This is a genomic window from Pseudomonas sp. MYb118, assembly GCF_040947875.1.
Taxonomy (GTDB): Bacteria; Pseudomonadota; Gammaproteobacteria; order Pseudomonadales; family Pseudomonadaceae; genus Aquipseudomonas.
Window position 1 is genome coordinate 171019 of the sequence record NZ_JBFRXN010000004.1, and the last position, 20261, is coordinate 191279.

Annotated in this window: 5 protein-coding genes (1 of these 5 running past the window's edge); 3 read left to right on the top strand and 2 right to left on the bottom strand. The window is 64.2% G+C overall.

The features are described from left to right. Both ABVN20_RS26960 and ABVN20_RS26965 read left to right on the top strand, forming a co-directional pair. Positions 1 to 10897, top strand: partial view of a non-ribosomal peptide synthase/polyketide synthase gene (locus ABVN20_RS26960; RefSeq protein WP_368558842.1) — the 3' portion only. It extends 2561 nt beyond the left edge of the window; the window shows 10897 of its 13458 coding nt (coding positions 2562–13458); the start codon falls outside the window, past its left edge; it ends in the stop codon at positions 10895 to 10897. Then, positions 10894 to 14100 carry an amino acid adenylation domain-containing protein gene (locus ABVN20_RS26965; protein ID WP_368558843.1) on the top strand — a complete coding sequence of 1069 codons (3207 nt, stop codon included), beginning with the start codon at positions 10894 to 10896 and terminating at the stop codon, positions 14098 to 14100. Before ABVN20_RS26960 ends, ABVN20_RS26965 begins: the two co-directional genes overlap by 4 nt. 676 nt (positions 14101 to 14776) lie before the next feature. Here ABVN20_RS26965 and ABVN20_RS26970 read toward each other — a convergent pair. Both ABVN20_RS26970 and ABVN20_RS26975 read right to left on the bottom strand, forming a co-directional pair. Then, a complete protein-coding gene (locus ABVN20_RS26970; protein WP_368558844.1) occupies positions 14777 to 15085 on the bottom strand; it encodes a DUF3077 domain-containing protein in 309 nt (102 codons plus the stop codon). Positions 15086 to 15979: 894 nt separating this feature from the next. Next, on the bottom strand, positions 15980 to 16288 hold the full coding sequence (locus ABVN20_RS26975; RefSeq protein ID WP_368558845.1) for a DUF3077 domain-containing protein: 309 nt from the start codon (positions 16286 to 16288) through the stop codon (positions 15980 to 15982). 1146 nt (positions 16289 to 17434) lie between these two features. Between ABVN20_RS26975 and ABVN20_RS26980 the strand changes: the two genes are divergently transcribed. Beyond that, the gene (locus ABVN20_RS26980) at positions 17435 to 19912 is read left to right on the top strand and encodes a TonB-dependent siderophore receptor (protein ID WP_368558846.1); all 2478 of its coding nucleotides are present in this window, start codon (positions 17435 to 17437) and stop codon (positions 19910 to 19912) included. Positions 19913 to 20261: the final 349 nt, after the last annotated feature.

Sequence of the window (20261 nt, forward strand, 5' to 3'; positions counted from 1 at the left end):
CGGCGATGGCCTGGCCCGCGGTTACCACGACCGTCCGGCGCTGACCGCCGAGCGTTTCCTGCCCGATCCGTTCGGCCAGGGCTCGCGGCTGTACCGCACCGGCGACCTGGCGCGCCACCGTCATGACGGCGTGCTCGAATACATGGGGCGCATCGACCATCAGGTGAAGATTCGCGGCTTCCGCATTGAGCTGGGGGAAATCGAAGCGCGCCTGCTCGAACAACCCGGCGTGCGCGAAGCGGTGGTACTGGCCCAGGAAGCCCTGGGCAATCAGCAACTGGTGGCCTATGTGGTCGCCACGCAAAACCTTGCCGACGACAGCGAAGCGCAGCACCTCGTGCGCGAGCAACTCAAGGCCGCGCTCAAGGCCTGCCTGCCGGAATTCATGGTACCCGCGCACCTGCTGTTCCTGGCGCACCTGCCGCTGACCCCGAATGGCAAACTCAACCGCAAGGCCCTGCCGGCCGCCGATGTCAGCCAGTTGCAGGCGCAGTACCGGGCGCCGCGCAGTGAACGCGAGCAGCAGGTCGCCGCCATCTGGCAGGACGTGCTCAAACTTGAACGCGTGGGCCTGGACGACAACTTCTTCGAACTGGGCGGCCACTCGCTGCTGGTCACCCAGGTGGTGTCGCGGGTGCGTCGCCTGCTGGATATCCAGGTGCCGCTGCGCAGCCTGTTCGAGCACAGCGTGCTGGCGGATTTCGTCCAGGCCCTGGAGGCCGGGCAGGGCGACCAGCCCGCGGTGATCAGCCGCGTATCGCGCGAGCAGCCGCTGCCGTTGTCGTTTGCCCAGGAGCGCCAGTGGTTTCTGTGGAAACTCGACCCGCACAGCGCCGCCTACAACATTCCCACCGCGTTGCGCCTGCGTGGCGCACTGGACAAGCCCGCGCTGCAACGCAGCTTCGCAGCGCTGGTGCAGCGTCATGAAAGCCTGCGCACCACCTTCGTCGAGGACGACGGGCGCACCGTGCAGGTGATCGAGCCGAGTGGCCACATCGAATTGTGTGAGGAGCGTCTGGCGCAGGGCGACGAGGCCAGCATCCGGGCCTTCGTCGAAGCCGAGACCCAGCGCCCGTTCAACCTGCTCGACGGTGAGCGGGTGCGCTGCGTGCTGTTGCAGGTCGGTGAGCAGGACCACGTGCTGATCCTGACCATGCACCACATCGTCTCCGACGCCTGGTCGTTGCAGGTGCTGATCGACGATCTGCTGGCGCTGTACTCGGCCGAGCCATTGCCGGCCTTGCCGGTGCAGTACGCCGACTACGCCGTGTGGCAACGCCAGTGGATGGCGGCCGGCGAGCGCGAGCGGCAGTTGGCCTACTGGAAAGGGCAACTGGGCAGCGAACAGCCGCTGCTGGAACTGCCGACTGACCATGCGCGCCCGGCGCAACAGAGCTTTGCCGGCGCGCGTCTGCCCGTCAGCATCGAGCCGGCCCTGGCCGCCGAGTTGAAAGCCTTGGCCCGCCGCGAAAACGTCACCCTGTTCATGCTGTTGCTGGCCTCGTTCCAGGCCTTGCTGCACCGCTACAGCGGCCAGGCCGACATCCGCGTCGGCGTGCCGATCGCCAACCGCAACCGCCTGGAAACCGAGCGTCTGATCGGCTTCTTCGTCAACACCCAGGTGCTGCGTGCCGAGTTCGACAGCTCGATGAGCGGCGCGCAGTTGCTGCAACAGGTCCGGCAGACGGCGATGGCGGCGCAGATGCACCAGGATCTGCCGTTCGAGCAACTGGTCGATGCCTTGCAGGTGCAGCGCAACCTCAGCCACAGCCCGCTGTTCCAGGCGATGTTCAACCATCGCAGCGAAGCCGAATCGAACATGGCCGCGGCCTTGCCGGGTCTGGAGCTGGATACCCTGAGCTGGGAGCACCGGAGCGCGCAGTTCGACCTGACCCTCGATACCAGCGACAACCCGCAGGGGCTGCATGCCTCGCTGACCTACGCCACCGACCTGTTCGAGGCCGCCACCATCGAACGCATGGGCCGCCATTGGCTGAACCTGCTGCGCGGCCTGGTGGCCGACGTCCACCAACCGCTGGCGCAACTGGCCGTGCTCGATGACGACGAGCGCCAGCGCATGGTCGTGGGCTGGAACGCCACCGCCACCGATTACCCGTTGCAGCGCCCGGTGCACACCCTGATCGAAGAGCAGGTGGCCAAGGCGCCAGACGCCTGCGCGCTGGTGTTCGGCGAACAGCGCCTGAGCTACGCCGCGCTCAATGCGCGGGCCAACCAGTTGGCGCACGTGTTGATCGAGCAGGGCGTCGGCGCCGATGTGCTGGTGGGCATCGCCGTGGAGCGCTCGGTGGAAATGGTCGTCGGCCTGCTGGCGATCCTCAAGGCCGGCGGCGCCTACGTGCCGCTGGACCCGGAGTACCCGGCCGAACGCCTGGCCTACATGTTCGAAGACAGCGGCATCGAGCTGCTGCTGACGCAAAACCACCTGCTGGGGCACCTGCCGATTCCGACGGGCCTGCGCAGCCTGGTGTTGGATCAGGACAACGTCTGGCTGGACGGGCGCAGCGACGCCAACCCGGGCCTGGCCCTGGCCCCGGAAAACCTCGCCTATGTGATCTATACCTCCGGCTCCACCGGCAAACCCAAGGGCGCGGCCAACCGTCACTCGGCACTGGTCAACCGCCTGTGCTGGATGCAACAGGCCTATGGCCTGGACGCTAGCGACAACGTCCTGCAAAAGACCCCGTTCAGTTTCGACGTGTCGGTCTGGGAATTCTTCTGGCCGTTGCTGACCGGTGCGACGCTGGTGGTCGCCGCCCCCGGCGCGCATCGCGATCCGGCGCAATTGATCGAGTTGATCACCACACACGGCATCACCACGCTGCACTTCGTGCCGTCAATGTTGCAGGTGTTCGTGCAGGACCCGGCCGTGGCCACCTGCACCAGCCTGACGCGCATCGTCTGCAGCGGCGAGGCCCTGCAAGTGGACGCGCAGCAGCAGGTGTTCGCCAAGTTGCCGAACGCCGGCCTGTACAACCTCTATGGCCCGACCGAAGCGGCCATCGACGTGACCCACTGGATCTGTGTCGATGAAGGGCATGACGGGGTGCCGATCGGCCAGCCGATTGCCAACCTCAGCACCTACGTCCTCGACGCCGAGCTGGCGCCACTGCCGGTCGGCGTGATCGGTGAGCTGTACCTGGGCGGCGAAGGCCTGGCCCGCGGTTATCACCGTCGCCCGGCCTTGACCGCCGAGCGTTTCGTCACCAGCCCGTTCGGCGCTGGCGCACGCCTGTACCGCACCGGCGACCTGGCCCGCTACCGCGCCGATGGCGTGATCGAATACGCCGGGCGCATCGACCATCAGGTGAAAATCCGTGGCCTGCGCATCGAGCTGGGGGAGATCGAAGCGCGCCTGGCCGAGCATGACGCCGTGCGTGAAACCGTGGTCATCGCCCAGGACGGCACAATGCTGGTGGCCTACGTGGTGCCCGTCGACGCCGCGCTGCTGCACGCCGACGACACCAGCCGCCACGCCCTGGCGCAGGTGCTCAAGGCGCACCTGGGCCAGAGCCTGCCGGAGTACATGGTGCCGCAACATTGGCTGTGGCTGGAGAAAATGCCGGTCAGCCCCAACGGCAAGCTGGAACGCAGGGCCCTGCCCAAGGCTGACAGCCAGCCCAGCAGCCACGCCTACAGCGCGCCGACCACGGCGGTGGAACAGGCGCTGGTGCAGATCTGGCAAGACGTGCTCGGGCGCTCGCCGATCGGCACCGCGGACAACTTCTTCGAGCTGGGCGGCGATTCGATCATCTCGATCCAGGTGGTCAGCCGTGCCCGTCAGGCCGGCATTCATTTCAGCCCCAAAGACCTGTTCCTGCACCAGAGCGTACAAAGCCTGGCGGCAGTGGCCACGGTGGGCGAGGGCGCGGTGAGCATCGACCAGGGCCCGGTGAGCGGAAGCACCGCGTTGTTGCCGTTCCAGCAGTTGTTCTTCGAACGCGACCTGGCCGAGCCGCACCACTGGAACCAGTCGGTGCTGCTCAAGACCGCCCAACCGTTGCACGCCGACCACCTGCAACAGGCGTTGCAGGCGCTGGTGCTGCACCATGACGCTCTGCGCCTTTCGTTCACGGTGCAGGACGGCAACGTACTCGCCAGCCACCGCGACCTGACCGAGCAGCCGCTGCTGTGGCAGGCCAATGTCGCCGACACCGAGGCCCTCGAACAGCTGGCCGAACAGGCCCAGCGCAGCCTCGACCTTGCCAACGGCCCGCTGCTGCGCGCGCTGCTGGCGACCATGGCCGATGGCAGCCAGCGCCTGTTGCTGGTGATCCATCACCTGGTAGTCGATGGCGTGTCGTGGCGTATCCTGCTCGAAGACCTGCAACAGGCTTACGGGCAACTGCAGGCCGGGCAGGCGCTCAAGCTGCCGGCCAAGACCAGTTCCACCCAGGCCTGGGCGCGCCGCCTGCAAGCCCATGCCGACAGCGCCGCGATGCACGCGCAGTTGGGTTTCTGGACCGCGCAGTTGCAAGGCGCGCCGGTGGACCTGCCGTGTGATCGACCCGACGGTGAGTTGCACAACTGCCATGCCCTGCACGTGGAAACCCGGCTCGATGCGCAACTGACCCGCCAACTGTTGCAGCAGGTGCCCGCCGCTTACCGCACGCAGATCAACGACCTGCTGCTGACGGCGCTGGCGCAGGTGATCGGCGACTGGACCGGTCAAGCCTCGACCCTGATCCAGCTCGAAGGCCACGGCCGCGAAGCGTTGTTCGACGAGCTGGACCTCGGCCGCAGCGTCGGCTGGTTCACCAGCCTGTTCCCGGTGCGCCTGACTCCGGCGGCTGATACCGCTGCGTCGATCAAGGCGATCAAGGAACAACTGCGCGCCATCCCCGACAAGGGCCTGGGTTTCGCGGCGTTGCGCTACATGGGCAACGAGCAGGCGCGGCAGACCCTCAAGGCACTGCCGGTGCCGCGCATCACCTTCAACTACCTGGGCCAGTTCGACGCCGGTTTCACCGACGACGCGCTGTTCACCCCGGCCAGCGAATCGGCGGGCGCCAACCAGAGCCCGCAGGCGGCGCTGGATAACTGGCTGACCCTCAATGGCCGGGTGTATGGCGGGGAGCTGAGCATCGCCTGGACCTTCAGTGGGCAGATGTTCGACGCCGCGACGATCGAGCGCCTGGCCCAGGCCTATGGCCGCGAGCTGGAGCGCCTGATCGCGCATTGCTGCCAGCCGTTGCACCAGGGCCTGACGCCGTCCGACTTCCCGCTGGCCGCGCTGAACCAGGCGCAACTCGACGCCCTGGCGGTCACCCCGCGTCAGGTCGAAGACATCTACCCGCTGTCGCCGATGCAACAGGGCATGCTGTTCCACACCCTGTTCGAGCAACAGGCCGGCGATTACATCAATCAGCTGTGCGTGAGCGTGGACGGCCTTGCGGTCGAGCGTTTCCGCGATGCCTGGCAGGCGGCGATGGACGCCCACGATGTGCTGCGCAGCAGTTTTGTCTGGGACGGCGAGGTGCAGCGCCCGCTGCAAGTGATCCATAAGGACCTGACGGTGCCATTCAGCGTGCTCGACTGGCGCGAGCGCAGCGACGTGCCCCAGGCGCTTGCGCAGTTGGCCAGCGAGCAACGTCAGCAGGGTTTCGATCTGCAAGCCGCACCGTTGCTGCGCCTGGTGCTGGTGCAGCTCGCTGCCGAGCGTTATCAACTGATCTACACCAGCCACCACATCCTGATGGACGGCTGGAGCAATTCGCAGTTGCTCGGTGATGTGTTGCAACGTTACCACGGCCAGGCCCCGGTGCTGGGTAGCGGGCGTTATCGCGATTACATCCAGTGGCTGGCGCGCCAGGACGGGCAAGTCAGCGAGGACTTCTGGAAGGCGCAGTTGGCCAGCTTCGAAGAGCCGACCTGCCTGGCCAAGGCGCTTATCCACAGCGCCAGCGAGCCCGCGGGCCAGGGCGAATATTTCCTCGAACTGGACCGCGAACGCACCGCCGACCTGCAACAGTTTGCGCGCCGCCACAAAGTCACCGCCAACACCCTGGTGCAGGCCGCCTGGCTGCTGCTGTTGCAGCGCTGCACCGGGCAGGACACGGTGTGCTTCGGCGCCACGGTGTCCGGGCGTCCGGCGCAATTGGCCGGGGTCGAGCAACAGATCGGCCTGTTCATCAACACCTTGCCGGTCATCGCCAGCCCCCGTGCCGAGCAACCCTTGGCGCAATGGCTGCAACAGGTGCAGGCGCAGAACCTGTCGTTGCGCGAGCAGGAGCACACGCCGCTGTTCGACATCCAGCGCTGGGCCGGGCAGGGCGGTGAAGCGCTGTTCGACAACATCCTGGTGTTCGAGAACTACCCGATTGCCGAGGCCCTGCAACAGGGTGGCGCGCAAGCGCTGCGCTTTGGCGAGGTGGCCAATTTCGAGCAGACCAACTACCCGCTGACCCTGTCGGTGATGCTCGGCGAGCGGTTGTCCGTGCAGTTCAGCTACAACCGCCAGCAGTTCGACGGCGCGGTGATCGCGCAACTGGCGGCGTGTTTCGGCCAGTTGGTGCAGCAGATGGTGCAGGCGCCGGCCGAGCGTTGCCTCGGTGAGTTGACCCTGACGCCGGTGGCGGTGCGCGCACCGCTGGCGCAACCGGGCGATGAGCACCGCGTGCAGCAGCTGTTCGAGCAGCAGGTGGCCCGCACGCCGGACGCCATCGCGCTGGTGTTCAACGACCAACAGCTGAGCTACGCCACCCTCAATGCCCAGGCCAACCAATTGGCTCGCCTGCTGGTGCAACACGGCGTCGGCCCGGACGTGCTGGTGGGCATCGCCGTGGAGCGCTCGGTGGCGATGATCGTCAGCCTGCTGGCCGTGCTCAAGGCCGGTGGCGCCTACGTGCCGCTGGACCCGCAATACCCGGCCGAACGCCTCGGGGCGATGATCGAGGACAGCGGCCTGCGTTTGTTGCTGACCCAGAGCCATTTGCAGGGTGCGTTGCCGGTCGTGCAGGACGTCACGGTGCTCAGCCTCGACCACCTCGAATTGCCGGCGCAGGACGACAACCTGCCGGTACGTTGCAGCGCGCGCAACCTCGCCTATGTGATGTTCACCTCCGGTTCCACCGGGCGCCCGAAAGGCGTGGCCATCGAGCACTCGGCGCTGTCGCGGCACACCCTGACCACCGTAGGCTTCCACGGCCTGAGTGCGGCGGACCGCTGCCTGCAATTCGCCACGTTCAACTTCGATGCCTTCGTCGAGCAACTTTATCCACCGCTGGTCTGCGGGGCCACGGTGATCCTGCGCGGTCCGGACATCTGGGACAGCGAGACCTGGCACCGCGTGGTGCTGCAGCAGCAGATCACGGTCAGCGACCTGACCACGGCCTACTGGAACATGCTGGTCAAGGACTTCGCCGCCGGTACTCCGCGTGATTACGCTGCGCTGCGCCTGGTCAGCGTCGGTGGTGAGGCGATGCCACCCGAAGGCGTGGCCACCTGGGCCAAGGCAGGCCTGGGCCATGTGCGCCTGCTCAACACCTACGGCCCGACGGAAGCCACGGTCAGCGCCACCGAGCTGGTGTGCACCGACTACGCCCAAGGCCGCACACCGTTGCCGGCGACCATGCCGATCGGGCATGCGTTGCAGGGGCGCGGCCTGCACGTGCTGGACATCCACGGCCAACCGGCACCGGTCGGTGTGGTCGGGGAACTGGTGATCGGCGGCGACCTGCTCGCCCGGGGTTACTTCAACCGCGCCGACCTCACCGCCGAGCGCTTCATTCCCGACCCGTTCGATCCGGTCGGCGGTGGGCGCCTGTACCGCACCGGCGACCTGGCGCGTTATCGCCCCGACGGCTTGATCGACTACGCCGGGCGTCTTGACCATCAGGTGAAGATCCGCGGCTTCCGCATCGAGCTGGGGGAAATCGAGACCCATCTGTTGCAGGCACCCGCGGTACGCCAGGCGCTGGTGGTGGCGCAACCGGCGGCCATCGGTCAGCAACTGGTGGCCTACGTGGCCTTCGACGACCCGGCTCTGGCCCGGGGCGATGCCGCGGCTCAGGCGAGCCTGCGCGAAGGCATCAAGGCGCGCCTGCGCGACAGCCTGCCGGATTACATGGTGCCGGCGCACATCGTGCTGCTGGAAACCCTGCCGATGAGCCCCAACGGCAAGATCGACCGCAAGGCCCTGCCCAAAGTGGATGCCACACTGGCCAGCGGCGATTTCGTCGCGCCGGTGGGTGTGCTGGAACAGCAGATCGCCACGGTCTGGCAGGAGGTGCTGGAGCTTGAGCAGGTCGGGCGCGGCGATCATTTCTTCGAACTGGGCGGCCATTCGTTGCTGGCGACCCAGGCGGTGTCGCGCCTGCGCAAGCTGACGGATTGCCCGTTGAGCCTGCGCGACCTGTTCAGCCATCCACGCCTCCAGGACCTGGCGGCCTTCATGCAGGAACAGGCCAAGCCGCTGGTCGATGTGCCGGTGCTCCAGGCCTTCGGCCACAAGACCGAGGCACCGCTGTCGTTGGTGCAACGGCGCCTGTGGATCGCCGAACAGCTGTCCGGCGGCACCTCGGCCTATGGCATGCCGATGGCCCTGCGCCTGCGCGGCGAGCTGTCCATCAAACGGCTGATTGGCAGTTTTGCTGCCGTGGTGCAGCGCCATGAAGTGCTGCGCACCGCCTATGCCCAGGACGATGAGGGCGACCCGATTGCGCTGATCCATGAACAGGTGCCGGTGGATTTCCCGCTGACCGACCTGTCCGGTCTGTCGCGCAGTGCCCAGGAAGAGCACGTGGCCCAGGCCGCGCTGGACAACGTGCGCACGCCCATCGACCTGGAACAGGCGCCGTTGTGGCGCGGGCGCATCCTGCACCTGGGTGCGAACGAGCATGTGCTGTTGTTCTGCATGCACCACATCATTTCCGACGGTTGGTCGATGGGCGTGCTGGTCAACGAACTGGTGCAGACCTACCACCTGAGCGAAGACCCGCAGGCCGCGCCGTTGCCGGCGCTGGACGTGCAGTATTCAGACTTCGCCCTGTGGCAACAGGCGCTGGAACAGCAGGGTGTGCTCGGGCAGCAGGCCGTTTACTGGAAGGATCAGTTGGCCGGTTACAGCGGCCAATTGTCGCTGCCGACGGACAACCCGCGCGGCCTGGTGCCGTCGTTCGAGGGCGACTCGGTGCAGTTCCGCCTGAGTGCGGAACTGACCCGTGCCCTGCGCCAGCACTCGACCCAGGCCGGCGTGACGTTGTACAGCACGCTGCTGGCGTCGTTCCAGGTGCTGCTGCACCATTTCAGTGGCGCGGCGGATGTGCTGGTCGGCGCCGACGTGGCCGGGCGCGGGCAGCCGGAGCTGGAGCGGCTGATCGGCTTCTTCGTCAACGTACTGCCGTTGCGTTCGCGCTTCGACGCCGCTGTACCGTTCGCCAGCTTCCTGGCCAACACCCAGCACTCCCTGCTCGGCGCCCTGGAGCACCAGGACCTGCCGTTCGACATGATCGTCGATGCGTCCGGAGTGACGCGGCACAAGGGCATGAACCCGCTGGTGCAGGTGCTGTTCGTGATGAACAACCTGCCTGGCCGCGTGCAGGCTCTGGGTGGTTTGAGCGTGGAAACCCTGCCGGTGCTGGAGTCGCATTCTAAATTCGACATGGCGTTGTTCGTTGACGATGAAGAAGGGCAATTGCTGGGTAATTGGCAATTCGCCACAACCTTGTTCGGACACGAGCGTATCCAGTACCTGGTCAAGGCCTGGATAGCCCTGTTGGAACAGATCGTCGCTGATCAGGACATTCAATTGGGAGCTATCAGCATGCCAGTCGAACACTCAGCCGCAGCCGCAAGGCCCGCCGCGCCAGGACCGAAAGCCGACAAACTCGGCAAATTCCTCAAACGCTCTGCCGCCACCGTGAGCAAGATCCGCCCGGCGCCGGTGCGTGAATCGCTGCTGGCCGCACCACAGCCGTTCCCGTTGCTGGTGGAGCCGAACGAGCCGAACCTGGACCTGATCGAGTGGATCAAGCAGAACCGGCCATTGCTGGAGCAGAAACTGGCCGAACACGCCGGCATCCTGTTCCGTGGTTTCGCACTCGACGGCATCCAGGGCTTCGAAGCCTTCGCCGAGGCGATCCAGCCGGGCCTTTACGGCCAGTACGGCGACCTGCCGAAGAAGGAGGGCGGCAAGAACACCTACCGCTCCACGCCGTATCCGGAACGCAAGATGATCCTGTTCCACAACGAGAGTTCGCACCAGGACCGCTGGCCGCGCAAGCAGATGTTCTATTGCGAGCAGCCTTCGCTTTCCGGTGGGGCGACGCCGGTGGTGGATTGCCGGCTGATGTACGAGAAGCTGCCGGCGGACCTGCGCGAGAAGTTCGAGGACAAGGGCTTGCTCTACGTGCGCACCTTCACCGACAAGCTCGACGTGTCGTGGCAGCACTTCTTCAAAACCGAGGACCGCGCCGAAGTCGAAGCGCGCTGCCGTGCCGGTGGTATCCAGTGGCGCTGGCTGGACAACGACGAGTTGCAGACCCGCACGCCGGGCCCGGCGATCATTCGTCACCCGGTGACGGGCGCCAAGTCGTTCTTCAACCAGGTGCAACTGCACCACATCTACTGGCTTGAGCCGCAGGTGCGGGAAGACCTGTTGTCGATGTATGGCCTGGAGCGCATGCCGCGCCACGTCTACTACGGCGACGGCACACCGATCGAAGACGAGGTGATGCAGCGCATCGGCGAGCTGTACGAGGAATGTGCGGTGCGTTTCGACTGGCAGAAGGGCGACGCGATCCTGCTCGACAACATGCTGGTGGCCCACGCCCGTGACCCGTACGAAGGCACACGCAAAATCGTCGTCGCCATGGGCGATATGTACGACCACAGCACGTTGCGCGTGACGCAACCGAACACCGAGGAAACCGGCGCATGAACCCTTTGTCGATGGATCAGCAGGATCTGGGTTACGCCCTGACCCCGGAACAGCAGCAGGTGCTGGCGCAGTTGCCCAAGGCTTCGCTGTGCGGCGATGCGTTGCATTTTTTCGAGGTTGACGTGAACGGTGCGCTGGACCCGCAGCGCCTGCAAACCGCGCTGGATGCGTTGCTGGTGCAGCAGCCGATGTTGCTGGCGCAAGTCGGCAAGGCAGCGGGGTTCCATGGGTTTCGCCAGTTTGCGGCGCAGGTTGAACGCTTTCCCCTGACGGTGCAGGCGCGGATCGAGTCGGCGGCGGATATCCAGGCGCAGATCGCCGAATGGGCGGCGCGTTCCTATGTGCTGGGCGAGTCGGAGAGCGTTCAGGCAGTGCTCTATCGCCTGGCGGATGAGCAATGGAAACTGGTGTTCGGCGTGGCCCGGCATTGCTGCGATGACAGTGGCTTGAAGGTGTTGTACCAGCAACTGTGCCTGGCTTACGAGCAGAGCTTGCCCGAGGGCGACGATGCGCCGGGCGAGTTCAGCCAGTATCTGGAGTGGCGCAGCGAAGTGGTGCTCGACGAGGACGCTGCCGGTGCTCGCCTGTATTGGCAGGAACACCTGCAGGATGCCGACGTCGAGTTGTCCAGCCCATGGCTGGCCTATCGCAAGGCCAGTGCCGAGTCCTCTTCGGCCTTGTTCAGCAGCGCCTTGGAACCTGCGCTGCTGGCCGGCTTGCAGCAGGCCAGCGCGGCGCTGCAACAACCGCAAAGCCTGTTGTTGCAAGGGGCCTGGTGGTTGTTGCTCGCCCGTTTGAGCGGGCAGGAACAGATGCTGGTGGGTGTGCGCCACGACAGCCGCGAGGACTACGAATATTTTGCCGACGCCGTGGGCGTTTTCGCGCGCAATCTGCCGCTGAATCTGGCGCTGCCCTTGGCCGCGCCGTTCGATGGCTGGCTGGCGGAGTTGGCAGCGCGTTTGGATGAGCATCGCACCTGGCAGGAATACTGGGCGCCGGAACTGGCACCCAAGGCCGCACTGCCGGCTTGTGGTTTCGCCGCGTGGCGTGCGCCGCGTGCCGAGACGGCCGGGTTGCACTGGCTGCCGTCGATTTTTCCGCTGGCGCTCGGCGAGGTGGAATTGCTGATGCAGGCCGAGCTGGATGACGGCGGTGCGGCGCAGGCGTTGCACCTGCACTTTGCCGCCTCGCGCTACAGCGTGCAGGCGATTGAGGGGCTGGTCGGCCAGTTCAAGGTGCTGCTGGGCGCCATCGTCGCCAACCCGCGTGCGCCGTTGGGGCAATTGTCGCTGCTCGGTGCCGATGAACAGCAACGCCTGTTGGCGATTAACCCGGCGCCGAGCGTGGTCGAGGCGCGCTATCTGCCACAACGGATTGCCGAGCATGCCCGCAGCAACCCGGACGCGATTGCCCTGACCGACGCCACGCAGCGCCTGAGCTACGGGCAATTGCAGGCGCAGGTGACGACGCTGGCGCAGGCCTTGCGTGCCCAGGGGCTGGGGCGTGGCGCGATCGTTGCGCTGGCGTTGCCGCGTTCGGTCGACCTGGTGGTGGCGATGCTGGCGGCGTGGCAGGTCGGCGCGGCATACCTGCCGCTGGACCCGCAATGGCCGCAGGCGCGCCAGGCCTTGATGGTGGAACAGGCGGGGGCCGAATTGTTGCTGGTCGATGACCCGCAGTTGCAACAGTGGCAGGGCAGTGGCGTGCGAGTGAGCACGCTGACGCCGTTGTTCAATGCCGCGTCGGTGCTTGCTATTGAGCCTGCTGTCGAGTTGCAAACCCAGGGTGACGACGTGGCCTACGTGCTGTTCACCTCGGGCTCGACCGGTCAGCCCAAAGGCGTGGTGATCGAGCATCGGCAATTGCTCAACTACACCGCGCAGGTCAGCCAGGCGCTGGGACTGGAGCAGTGCCGGCAGGTGGGTTTGACCTCCACGGTGGCGGCGGACCTGGGCAACACCGCGTTGTTCGGCGCGTTGTTCAACGGCGCCACCCTGCACGTGGCCAGCGACGAGCAGATGCAGGACGCCAGCCGCTTCGCCGCGTTCGTGCAACAACAGGCCATCGACTGCCTGAAGATCGTGCCCTCGCACCTGGCTGCGCTGCTCGACGGCGAACAGGCGCGGGTGCCGCGCACGCTGGTGCTTGGCGGCGAGCCGATTGCACCGACGTTGCTCACGCGCATCGCCCATTTGCGCAGCGATTGTCGGGTGTTCAACCACTACGGCCCGACCGAGGCGACGGTGGGGGTGCTGGTGCATCCGCTGGACACTTCTTCTACGGACACCGGTGCTCTCAGCCAGGTGCTGGGCAACAACCAGGTGTTCGTGCTCGACGAGGCGCTGCAACTGGCGCCGGTCGGTGTGCTGGGCGAGTTGTACCTGGGCGGCGCGCAACTGTGCCGCGGTTACCTCAACGCCGAGGCCGATGCGCAGGCGTTTATCCAGAGCCCGTTCGATGCCACGCAGCGCCTGTATCGCACGGGGGACCTGGCGCGTTATCGGCCGGACCTGTCGATCCAGTTGCACGGACGGCGCGACCAGCAGATCAAGGTGCGTGGTTTCCGCATCGAGCTGGCCGAAGTCGAAGCCGAGCTGCTGCGCCTGCCGAACGTGGCACAGGCCTTGGTGCTGCCGGGGGCGACGGCGCAAGAGGGCATGCTCGCGTTTGTCGTGGCAGGAGAAGCGCCGGTTTCCGGATGGCTCGACGACTTGCGTTCTGCGCTGGCCCTGCGCTTGCCGAGCGTCATGCTGCCGCAGCAGATCCAGGCGGTGGAGCGCTTCCCGCGCCTGGCCAACGGCAAGATTGACCGCCAGGCGTTGCAGCAACTGGGGGCCACGTCTGTTGATGACGCCGGCCTGGAACCCCGGGATGCGCTGGAGCAGTTGCTGGCGACGCGGATGGCGCAATTGCTCGACCTGCCGCGCCTGGGCATCGACCGCGACTTCTTTGCGGCCGGGGGGCATTCGTTGCTGGTGATCAAGCTGGTGGCGGGTATTCGCAAGCTGCTGCAATGCGAGATCCAGCCGGGACTGGTGTTCGATCACCCCACGGTGGCCGGTCTGGCCCAGGCGTTGCGCGCGAGTGAGAGCGTCCCGGGCCAACTGGAAAAAATCGCCCAGGCGAGGTTGCGCCTGGACAGCATGAGCCCGGAGGAAAAGGCGTTGCTGGCGCGGCAGCTGCAGGAGGCGAAGGCCCTGTAGGAGCGAGCTTGCTCGCGATGAGGCCTTTGTTGGTGTACATATCCATTCCTGCGGTAACGGCCGCTTAGGGTTCCGCTCTTACAGCGGGTCGTTTTGGGACCCCTGTAGGAGCGAGCTTGCTCGCGATGGTGGCCTTACGGTGTACATATCCGTTGCTGCGGTAACGGCCGCTTATGGTTCCGCCCTTACGGCGGGTCCCTTTTGGCAAACGCCCGGAATGCCGGCCCAGCCAAAAGGAACCAAAAGGTCTCGCCCCAGCGTACGGCCCCTCGCCAGGGCTCGGGGTTCCTTCGCTCCGGCATCCATCCGGGGACATCGCCTCCGGTTTGCTTCGCTGCACCTCCTCTCGATGTGTGCGGCTACGCCGCACGGCGCTGCGCGCCTATTCCCCGGATGAATGCCTCCACTCAGCCTGCCGAAGGGGCGGGTGGATCAAAAGCAAGATCAAGATCAAGATCAAGATCAAAAGCTTGCTGTTCTCCCCCCGCCCCCCTGTGGGAGCGAGCCTGCTCGCGATAGCGATCTGACAGTCCCCCCATATCTACTGACGGACACTGTCCCTGTGGGAGCGGGCTTGCCCGCGATGGTGGTCAACGATGACGCTGGCTGCCTGACACCCAGCGTTGTCCGGTCCACCATCGCGAGCAAGCTCGCTCCTACAGGGAGGGGGGCAGGTTTATTTCTTGGGTTCGGCCTGTGTTCGCGCTGGCGCGGGCTCCAGCACTTTCACCACATCATCCACCAACGCCTTGCCCATCTGCGTCAGGTAATGCGCGGCCCAGGCGTGCCGGTCGGAGTCGCGGGCGTAGGCCGCGTCCTGGGTCAGGCCTTTGGCGAGGAACAGGAAATCGGAAGCCATGGACAATGCGTCAACGAGTGGGACGTTGCGAGAGACGTGGAAGAGTGGGTTGTCTGAGCAATAGATAAGAGGGGTGAAACCGATGGTTTTCAGTTTTGCGGCGGAACGGGAATCAATTTTTGTCATGGTCTTTCTCCAACGTAAGAGAATTCGCCACGTTCGTTTCCAAGCGAGTGGGTGGCGGCTGTGCGCAGGTTGGAAACCGGGGACCATAAATCCGGCACGCCCAAAGGCGTCCCACGCACAGCTGCCATAACACTTCAATCGTGCCAAGGGCGCCTTGCGTTGTGATCCGGCGGGTTTCCAAGCCCGATCGCTGAAAGCTCAGCGACGGCCCGAGACTATCCCGCCAAAGAAACACGCAACAAGACATCAAATTGCCCAACAGCAAGAATCAGAGTTTGCCTACAAAGGCCTGTAGGCGCCATCCGATATTTCCCCTGCGCGGTTAAACACAATCCTCTGTAGGAGCGAGCTTGCTCGCGATGGGGCCTTTGGTCGTGTACATATCCGTTTCTGCTGTAACGGCCGCTTATGGTTTCGCCTTTACGGCGACTCACTTTTTTTACAAGCGCCTAAAAAAAGTAAGCAAAAAAACGCTCGCCCCAGCGTACGGCCCCTCGCTGACGCTCGGGGTTCCTTCGTTCCGGCATCCATCCGGGGACATCGCCTCCGGTTTGCTTCGCTGCACCTCCTCTCGATGTGTGCGGCTACGCCGCACGGCGCTGCGCGCCTATTCCCCGGATGAATGCCTCCACTCAGCCTGCCGAAGGGGCGGGTGGATCAAGAGCAAGATCAAAAGCAGGATCAAAAGCTTGCTGTTCTCCCCATAGCCCCTGTGGTAGCGAGCCTGCTCGCGATAGCGATCTTACAGTCACCCCAATATCTACTGACGGACACTGTCCTTGTGGGAACGGGCTTGCCCGCGATGGTGGTCAACGATGACGCTGGCTGCCTGACACCCAGCGGTGTCCGGTCCGCCATCGCGAGCAAGCTCGCTCCTACAGGGAGGGGGGAGGTTTATTTCTTGGGTTCGGCTTGTGTTCGCTCTGGCACGGGCTCCAGTACTTTCACCACATCATCCACCAACGCCTTGCCCATCTGCGTCAGGTAATGCGCGGCCCAGGCGTGCCGGTCGGAGTCGCGGGCGTAGGCCGCGTCCTGGGTCAGGCCTTTGGCGAGGAACAGGAAATCGGAAGCCATGGACAATGCGTCAACGAGCGGGACGTTGCGAGAGACGTGGAAGAGTGGATTGTCTGAGCAATAGATGAGAGGGGTGAAACCGATGGTTTTCAGTTTTGCGGCGGAAGACTGTTTGGTGGTTTTCATTGGTTAACTCCAAGGTTTGAGGAGCTGCCATTTCGTTACCACACGAAAGGGTGGCAGCTGCACGCAGGGTGGTAAACCGGAAACCAAGGAAACCGGCACGCCCAAGGGCGTCCCACGCACAGCCGCCATATCAAAAACACAGGCAATGAAGACTGCCTGTGTTCGTGACTCATGCACTGTCGCGCTGGTTTCTCGGGTTACCACACCCGACCGCTGAATGCTCAGCGACGACCCGAGACTATCCCGCCAAAGAAACACGCAACAAGACATCAAATTGCCCAACAGCAAGAATCAGAGTTTGCCTACAAAGACCTGTAGGCGCCATCCGATATTTCCCCAGCACGGTTAAACGCAATCCTCTGTAGGAGCGAGCTTGCTCGCGATGGAGGCCCAGACCCCACAGGCATCCAGACCGCCCGCGTCATCGTTGACGACCATCGCGAGCATGCTCGCTCCTACAGAAACAGAAACAGAAACAGAACCACGATCCCACAGGCGACGCAGATTGCCCCGTCGGAAGGCCGAGTGGAGGTTCTGCGTAGTGGGCAACCCGGCATGGATGCCGGGTTAGCCGCCCTCGGCCAAGGATGGCCGATGGCGGCGCGCCCACGGAGCAGGACCGGAGCGAGGGAACCCGGAGCGCCAGCGAAGGGCCGTACGTCAGGGGCGTGGCGTTTTGGTTACTTTGGCGCGACAAAGTAACCCGCCGTAAGGGCGGAACCCTTAGCGGCCGTTACCGCAGAAATGGATATGTACACCGTTAGGCCGCCATCGCGAGCAAGCTCGCTCCTACAGGACCCCAAAGTAACCCGCCGTGAGGGCGAAACCCTAAGCGGCCGTTACCGCAGAAATGGATATGTACGCCTGTAAGGCCGCCATCGCGAGCAAGGCCAATGGGGATCCACCGGGGCTTTTTTCAAAAATATCCACAAATGATAAATAAACTCATTCCGGTTTTTCCCCGGTGCTGCGTCTCACTTCTGTGAGCACACAAATCCGGGTGGGCAAGAGTGCCTTGGGTGACCGATTTGTGCGGCTTTACAAGAATTTTTCCGTTGCCAGGCGACCGCTACCCGGGGAGGGGTTCGGTCAGAGGTCCAGACAACGGTTGGCCGTCTAATCCTTCTACCAATAATAGAGAGCACGATGTCAGCAATTCATGAGTTCAAACCTCTGTTCAAGGCTTTGGTCATGTCCCGAAGCATTCGCTCGCGCCACGCGCTGGCCGGGCTGGGCATGGCGTGCCTGCTGCCATTGAGCGCGCAGGTCATGGCTGAAGAATTCGCCATCAACATCCCGGCGCAATCGCTGCCGCAGGCCTTGAAGGCGTTCGGCAACCAGACCAACCGCCAGGTGGTCTACGACGCCAGCGAGATGGCCGACCTGCGCAGCACGCGTGTCAGCGGTAAATACACCCCGGAAGCGGCGATTGCCGAACTGCTCAAGGGCACCGGCGTGCGCTACAGCTTCGAAGGCAACACGCTGATGCTGGTGCGCGGCACCACCGGCGAAAGCCTGGAACTGGGCGCGACCACCATCAATGGGCAGCGGGTCGAGGCCACCACTGAAGGTTCCAACTCCTACACCTCCAACGCCGTGACCATCGGCAAGGGCACCCACACCCTCAAGGAGATTCCGCAGTCGGTCACGGTGATGACCCGCAAGCAGATGGACGACCAGGACATCGTCGACCTCAAGGATGCGGCCAACAAGACCACCGGCCTGGTGGGTGCGCAAGGCGTGGGGCGGGGCATGATCCTCAGCTCGCGCGGCTTTCAGATTGATGACTGGCAATACGACGGCGTACCGATCCCCCGCAACACCTACGCCCTGGGAAACTGGGCCACGCAGGACCTGATCTTCTTTGACCGCATGGAAGTGCTGCGTGGCGCCTCCGGTCTGCTGCAAGGCACTGGCAGCCCGGGTGGTGCGGTCAACCTGGTGCGCAAGCGTGGCCAGGCGGCACCGACCGTGACCCTGACCGGCAAGGCCGGCTCCTGGGACCATTACGGCCTGCAACTGGACGCGGGCGGTCCGCTGAACCAGGCCGGCACGATTCGTGGCCGCTTTGTCGCCGATCAGGACAACACCCATTCGTTCGTCGACAAGGAGTGGTACAAAACCACCTCGCTCTACGGCTCGCTCGACTTCGACCTGAGCGAAGACACCACCCTGGGCTTTGCCGTCAGCAATTCCGACGGTACTTCGCGCAGCAACGTTCGCGGCTTTCCACGCTACGCTGACGGCAAGCCCGTCGACATCCCGCGCTCGACCTACACCGGGGCGAAGTGGAACCACACCGACATCGACGTCACCACGCTCTACACCGACCTGGAGCATCGCTTCAACGAAGACTGGGCGTTCAAGGTCGGCGCCGTCCACATGAAAGAGACCAACAAGGCGAAAAACCAGCGCTCGCAGGCGTTCGGCGATGGTCTTGAGCCCGATGGCAGCGGCTTGCAATACGCAGACTTCGTCACCGACACCGACTCTTCCAAGCTGGGTCTGGACATGAACCTCACCGGCAAGTTCGAAGCCTTGTCGATGCAGCAGGAAGTCATGATTGGCGGTAACTATTCCAAGTACCGCTCGGACGACAAGTACGCGCGCACCTTTGGTGATGGTTCCGGCAACATTTTCGACATTGATCACGACCGTCCGGACATCAGTTATGAAGGCCTGCTCGAATCCGGTGGTTTCGGCACGCCGAGCAAATACGACATTCGCCAGAAAGGCCTGTACGGCAGCTGGCGGGTCAAGCCGGTGGATGATCTGACCTTTGTGGTCGGTTCGCGGGTCAGTTGGTACGACTACAGCTACAAATCCTGGAGCCAGGACGCGACCAGCATCAGCCAGAACCCGGACAGCAAGTCCAACGAAACCGGCGAAGTCACGCCCTACGCCGGCATCGTCTATGACCTGAGCCGCGAGTGGGCGGTCTATGCCAGCTACACCGACGTGTTTACCCCACAGACCGAGCGTGATGTCGGCGGCTCGGTGATCAAGCCGATCATCGGCACCAACTACGAGATCGGCCTCAAGGGCCAGTTGATGGATGGCCGAGTCAACACGTCCCTGGCGCTGTTCCGCTACGACCAGGAAAACCGCGCCACGCTCGATACCGATGGTCCGCAGAACTGCGACGGCTGGTACTGCTCGAAGGCCTCGGGCAAGGTGCGTAGCCAGGGTCTGGATGCCGAGATCAGCGGCGAAGTCATCGACAACCTGCAACTGTTTGCCGGCTATACCTACAACACCACCAAGTATCTGAAAGACCCGGACAACGAAGGCAAGGTCTTCAGCTGGTGGACACCGAAACACATGGTACGTGTGTGGGGTAACTACCAATGGACCGGCGACTGGAACCGTGTCAGCACCGGCCTGGGTTTCACTGCACAAACCCACACCCTGGGCTTCAACCACAGCGTCAACGTACCGGGTTATGCCGTGTGGAACGCTCGCGTCGGTTATCAGCTGACCCCGGAAATCGAACTGGCGATGAACGCCAACAACCTGTTCGACAAGACCTACTTCACCGCGGGCTACAACCAGCTCGACGGCAACAACAACTATGGCGATCCGCGTAACGTGATGTTCAGCGTGAAGTACACGCCGGAGTTTTGATGGCCTGAAGCACCGTTGAAAACAAAAACGCAGAAGCCTGGCTTCTGCGTTTTTTTTTGTGGTGAGAAAACAATCACGCCGTCCCTGTGGGAGCGAGCCTGCTCGCGATGGAGGACCGGGCACCGCGGGACATCAGGCCGCCCGCGTCATCGTTGACGATTATCGCGAGCAGGCTCGCTCCCACAAGGATTACGCTGTGCCTGTAGGAGCGAGCCTACTCGCGATGGAAGATCAGGCACCGCGGGGTATCAGGTCACCCGCGTCATCGTTAACGACCATCGCGAGCAAGCCCGCTCCCACAGGGACAGCGGGCTCCTGGATATTTGTGAACACCCAACATTCTGTAGGA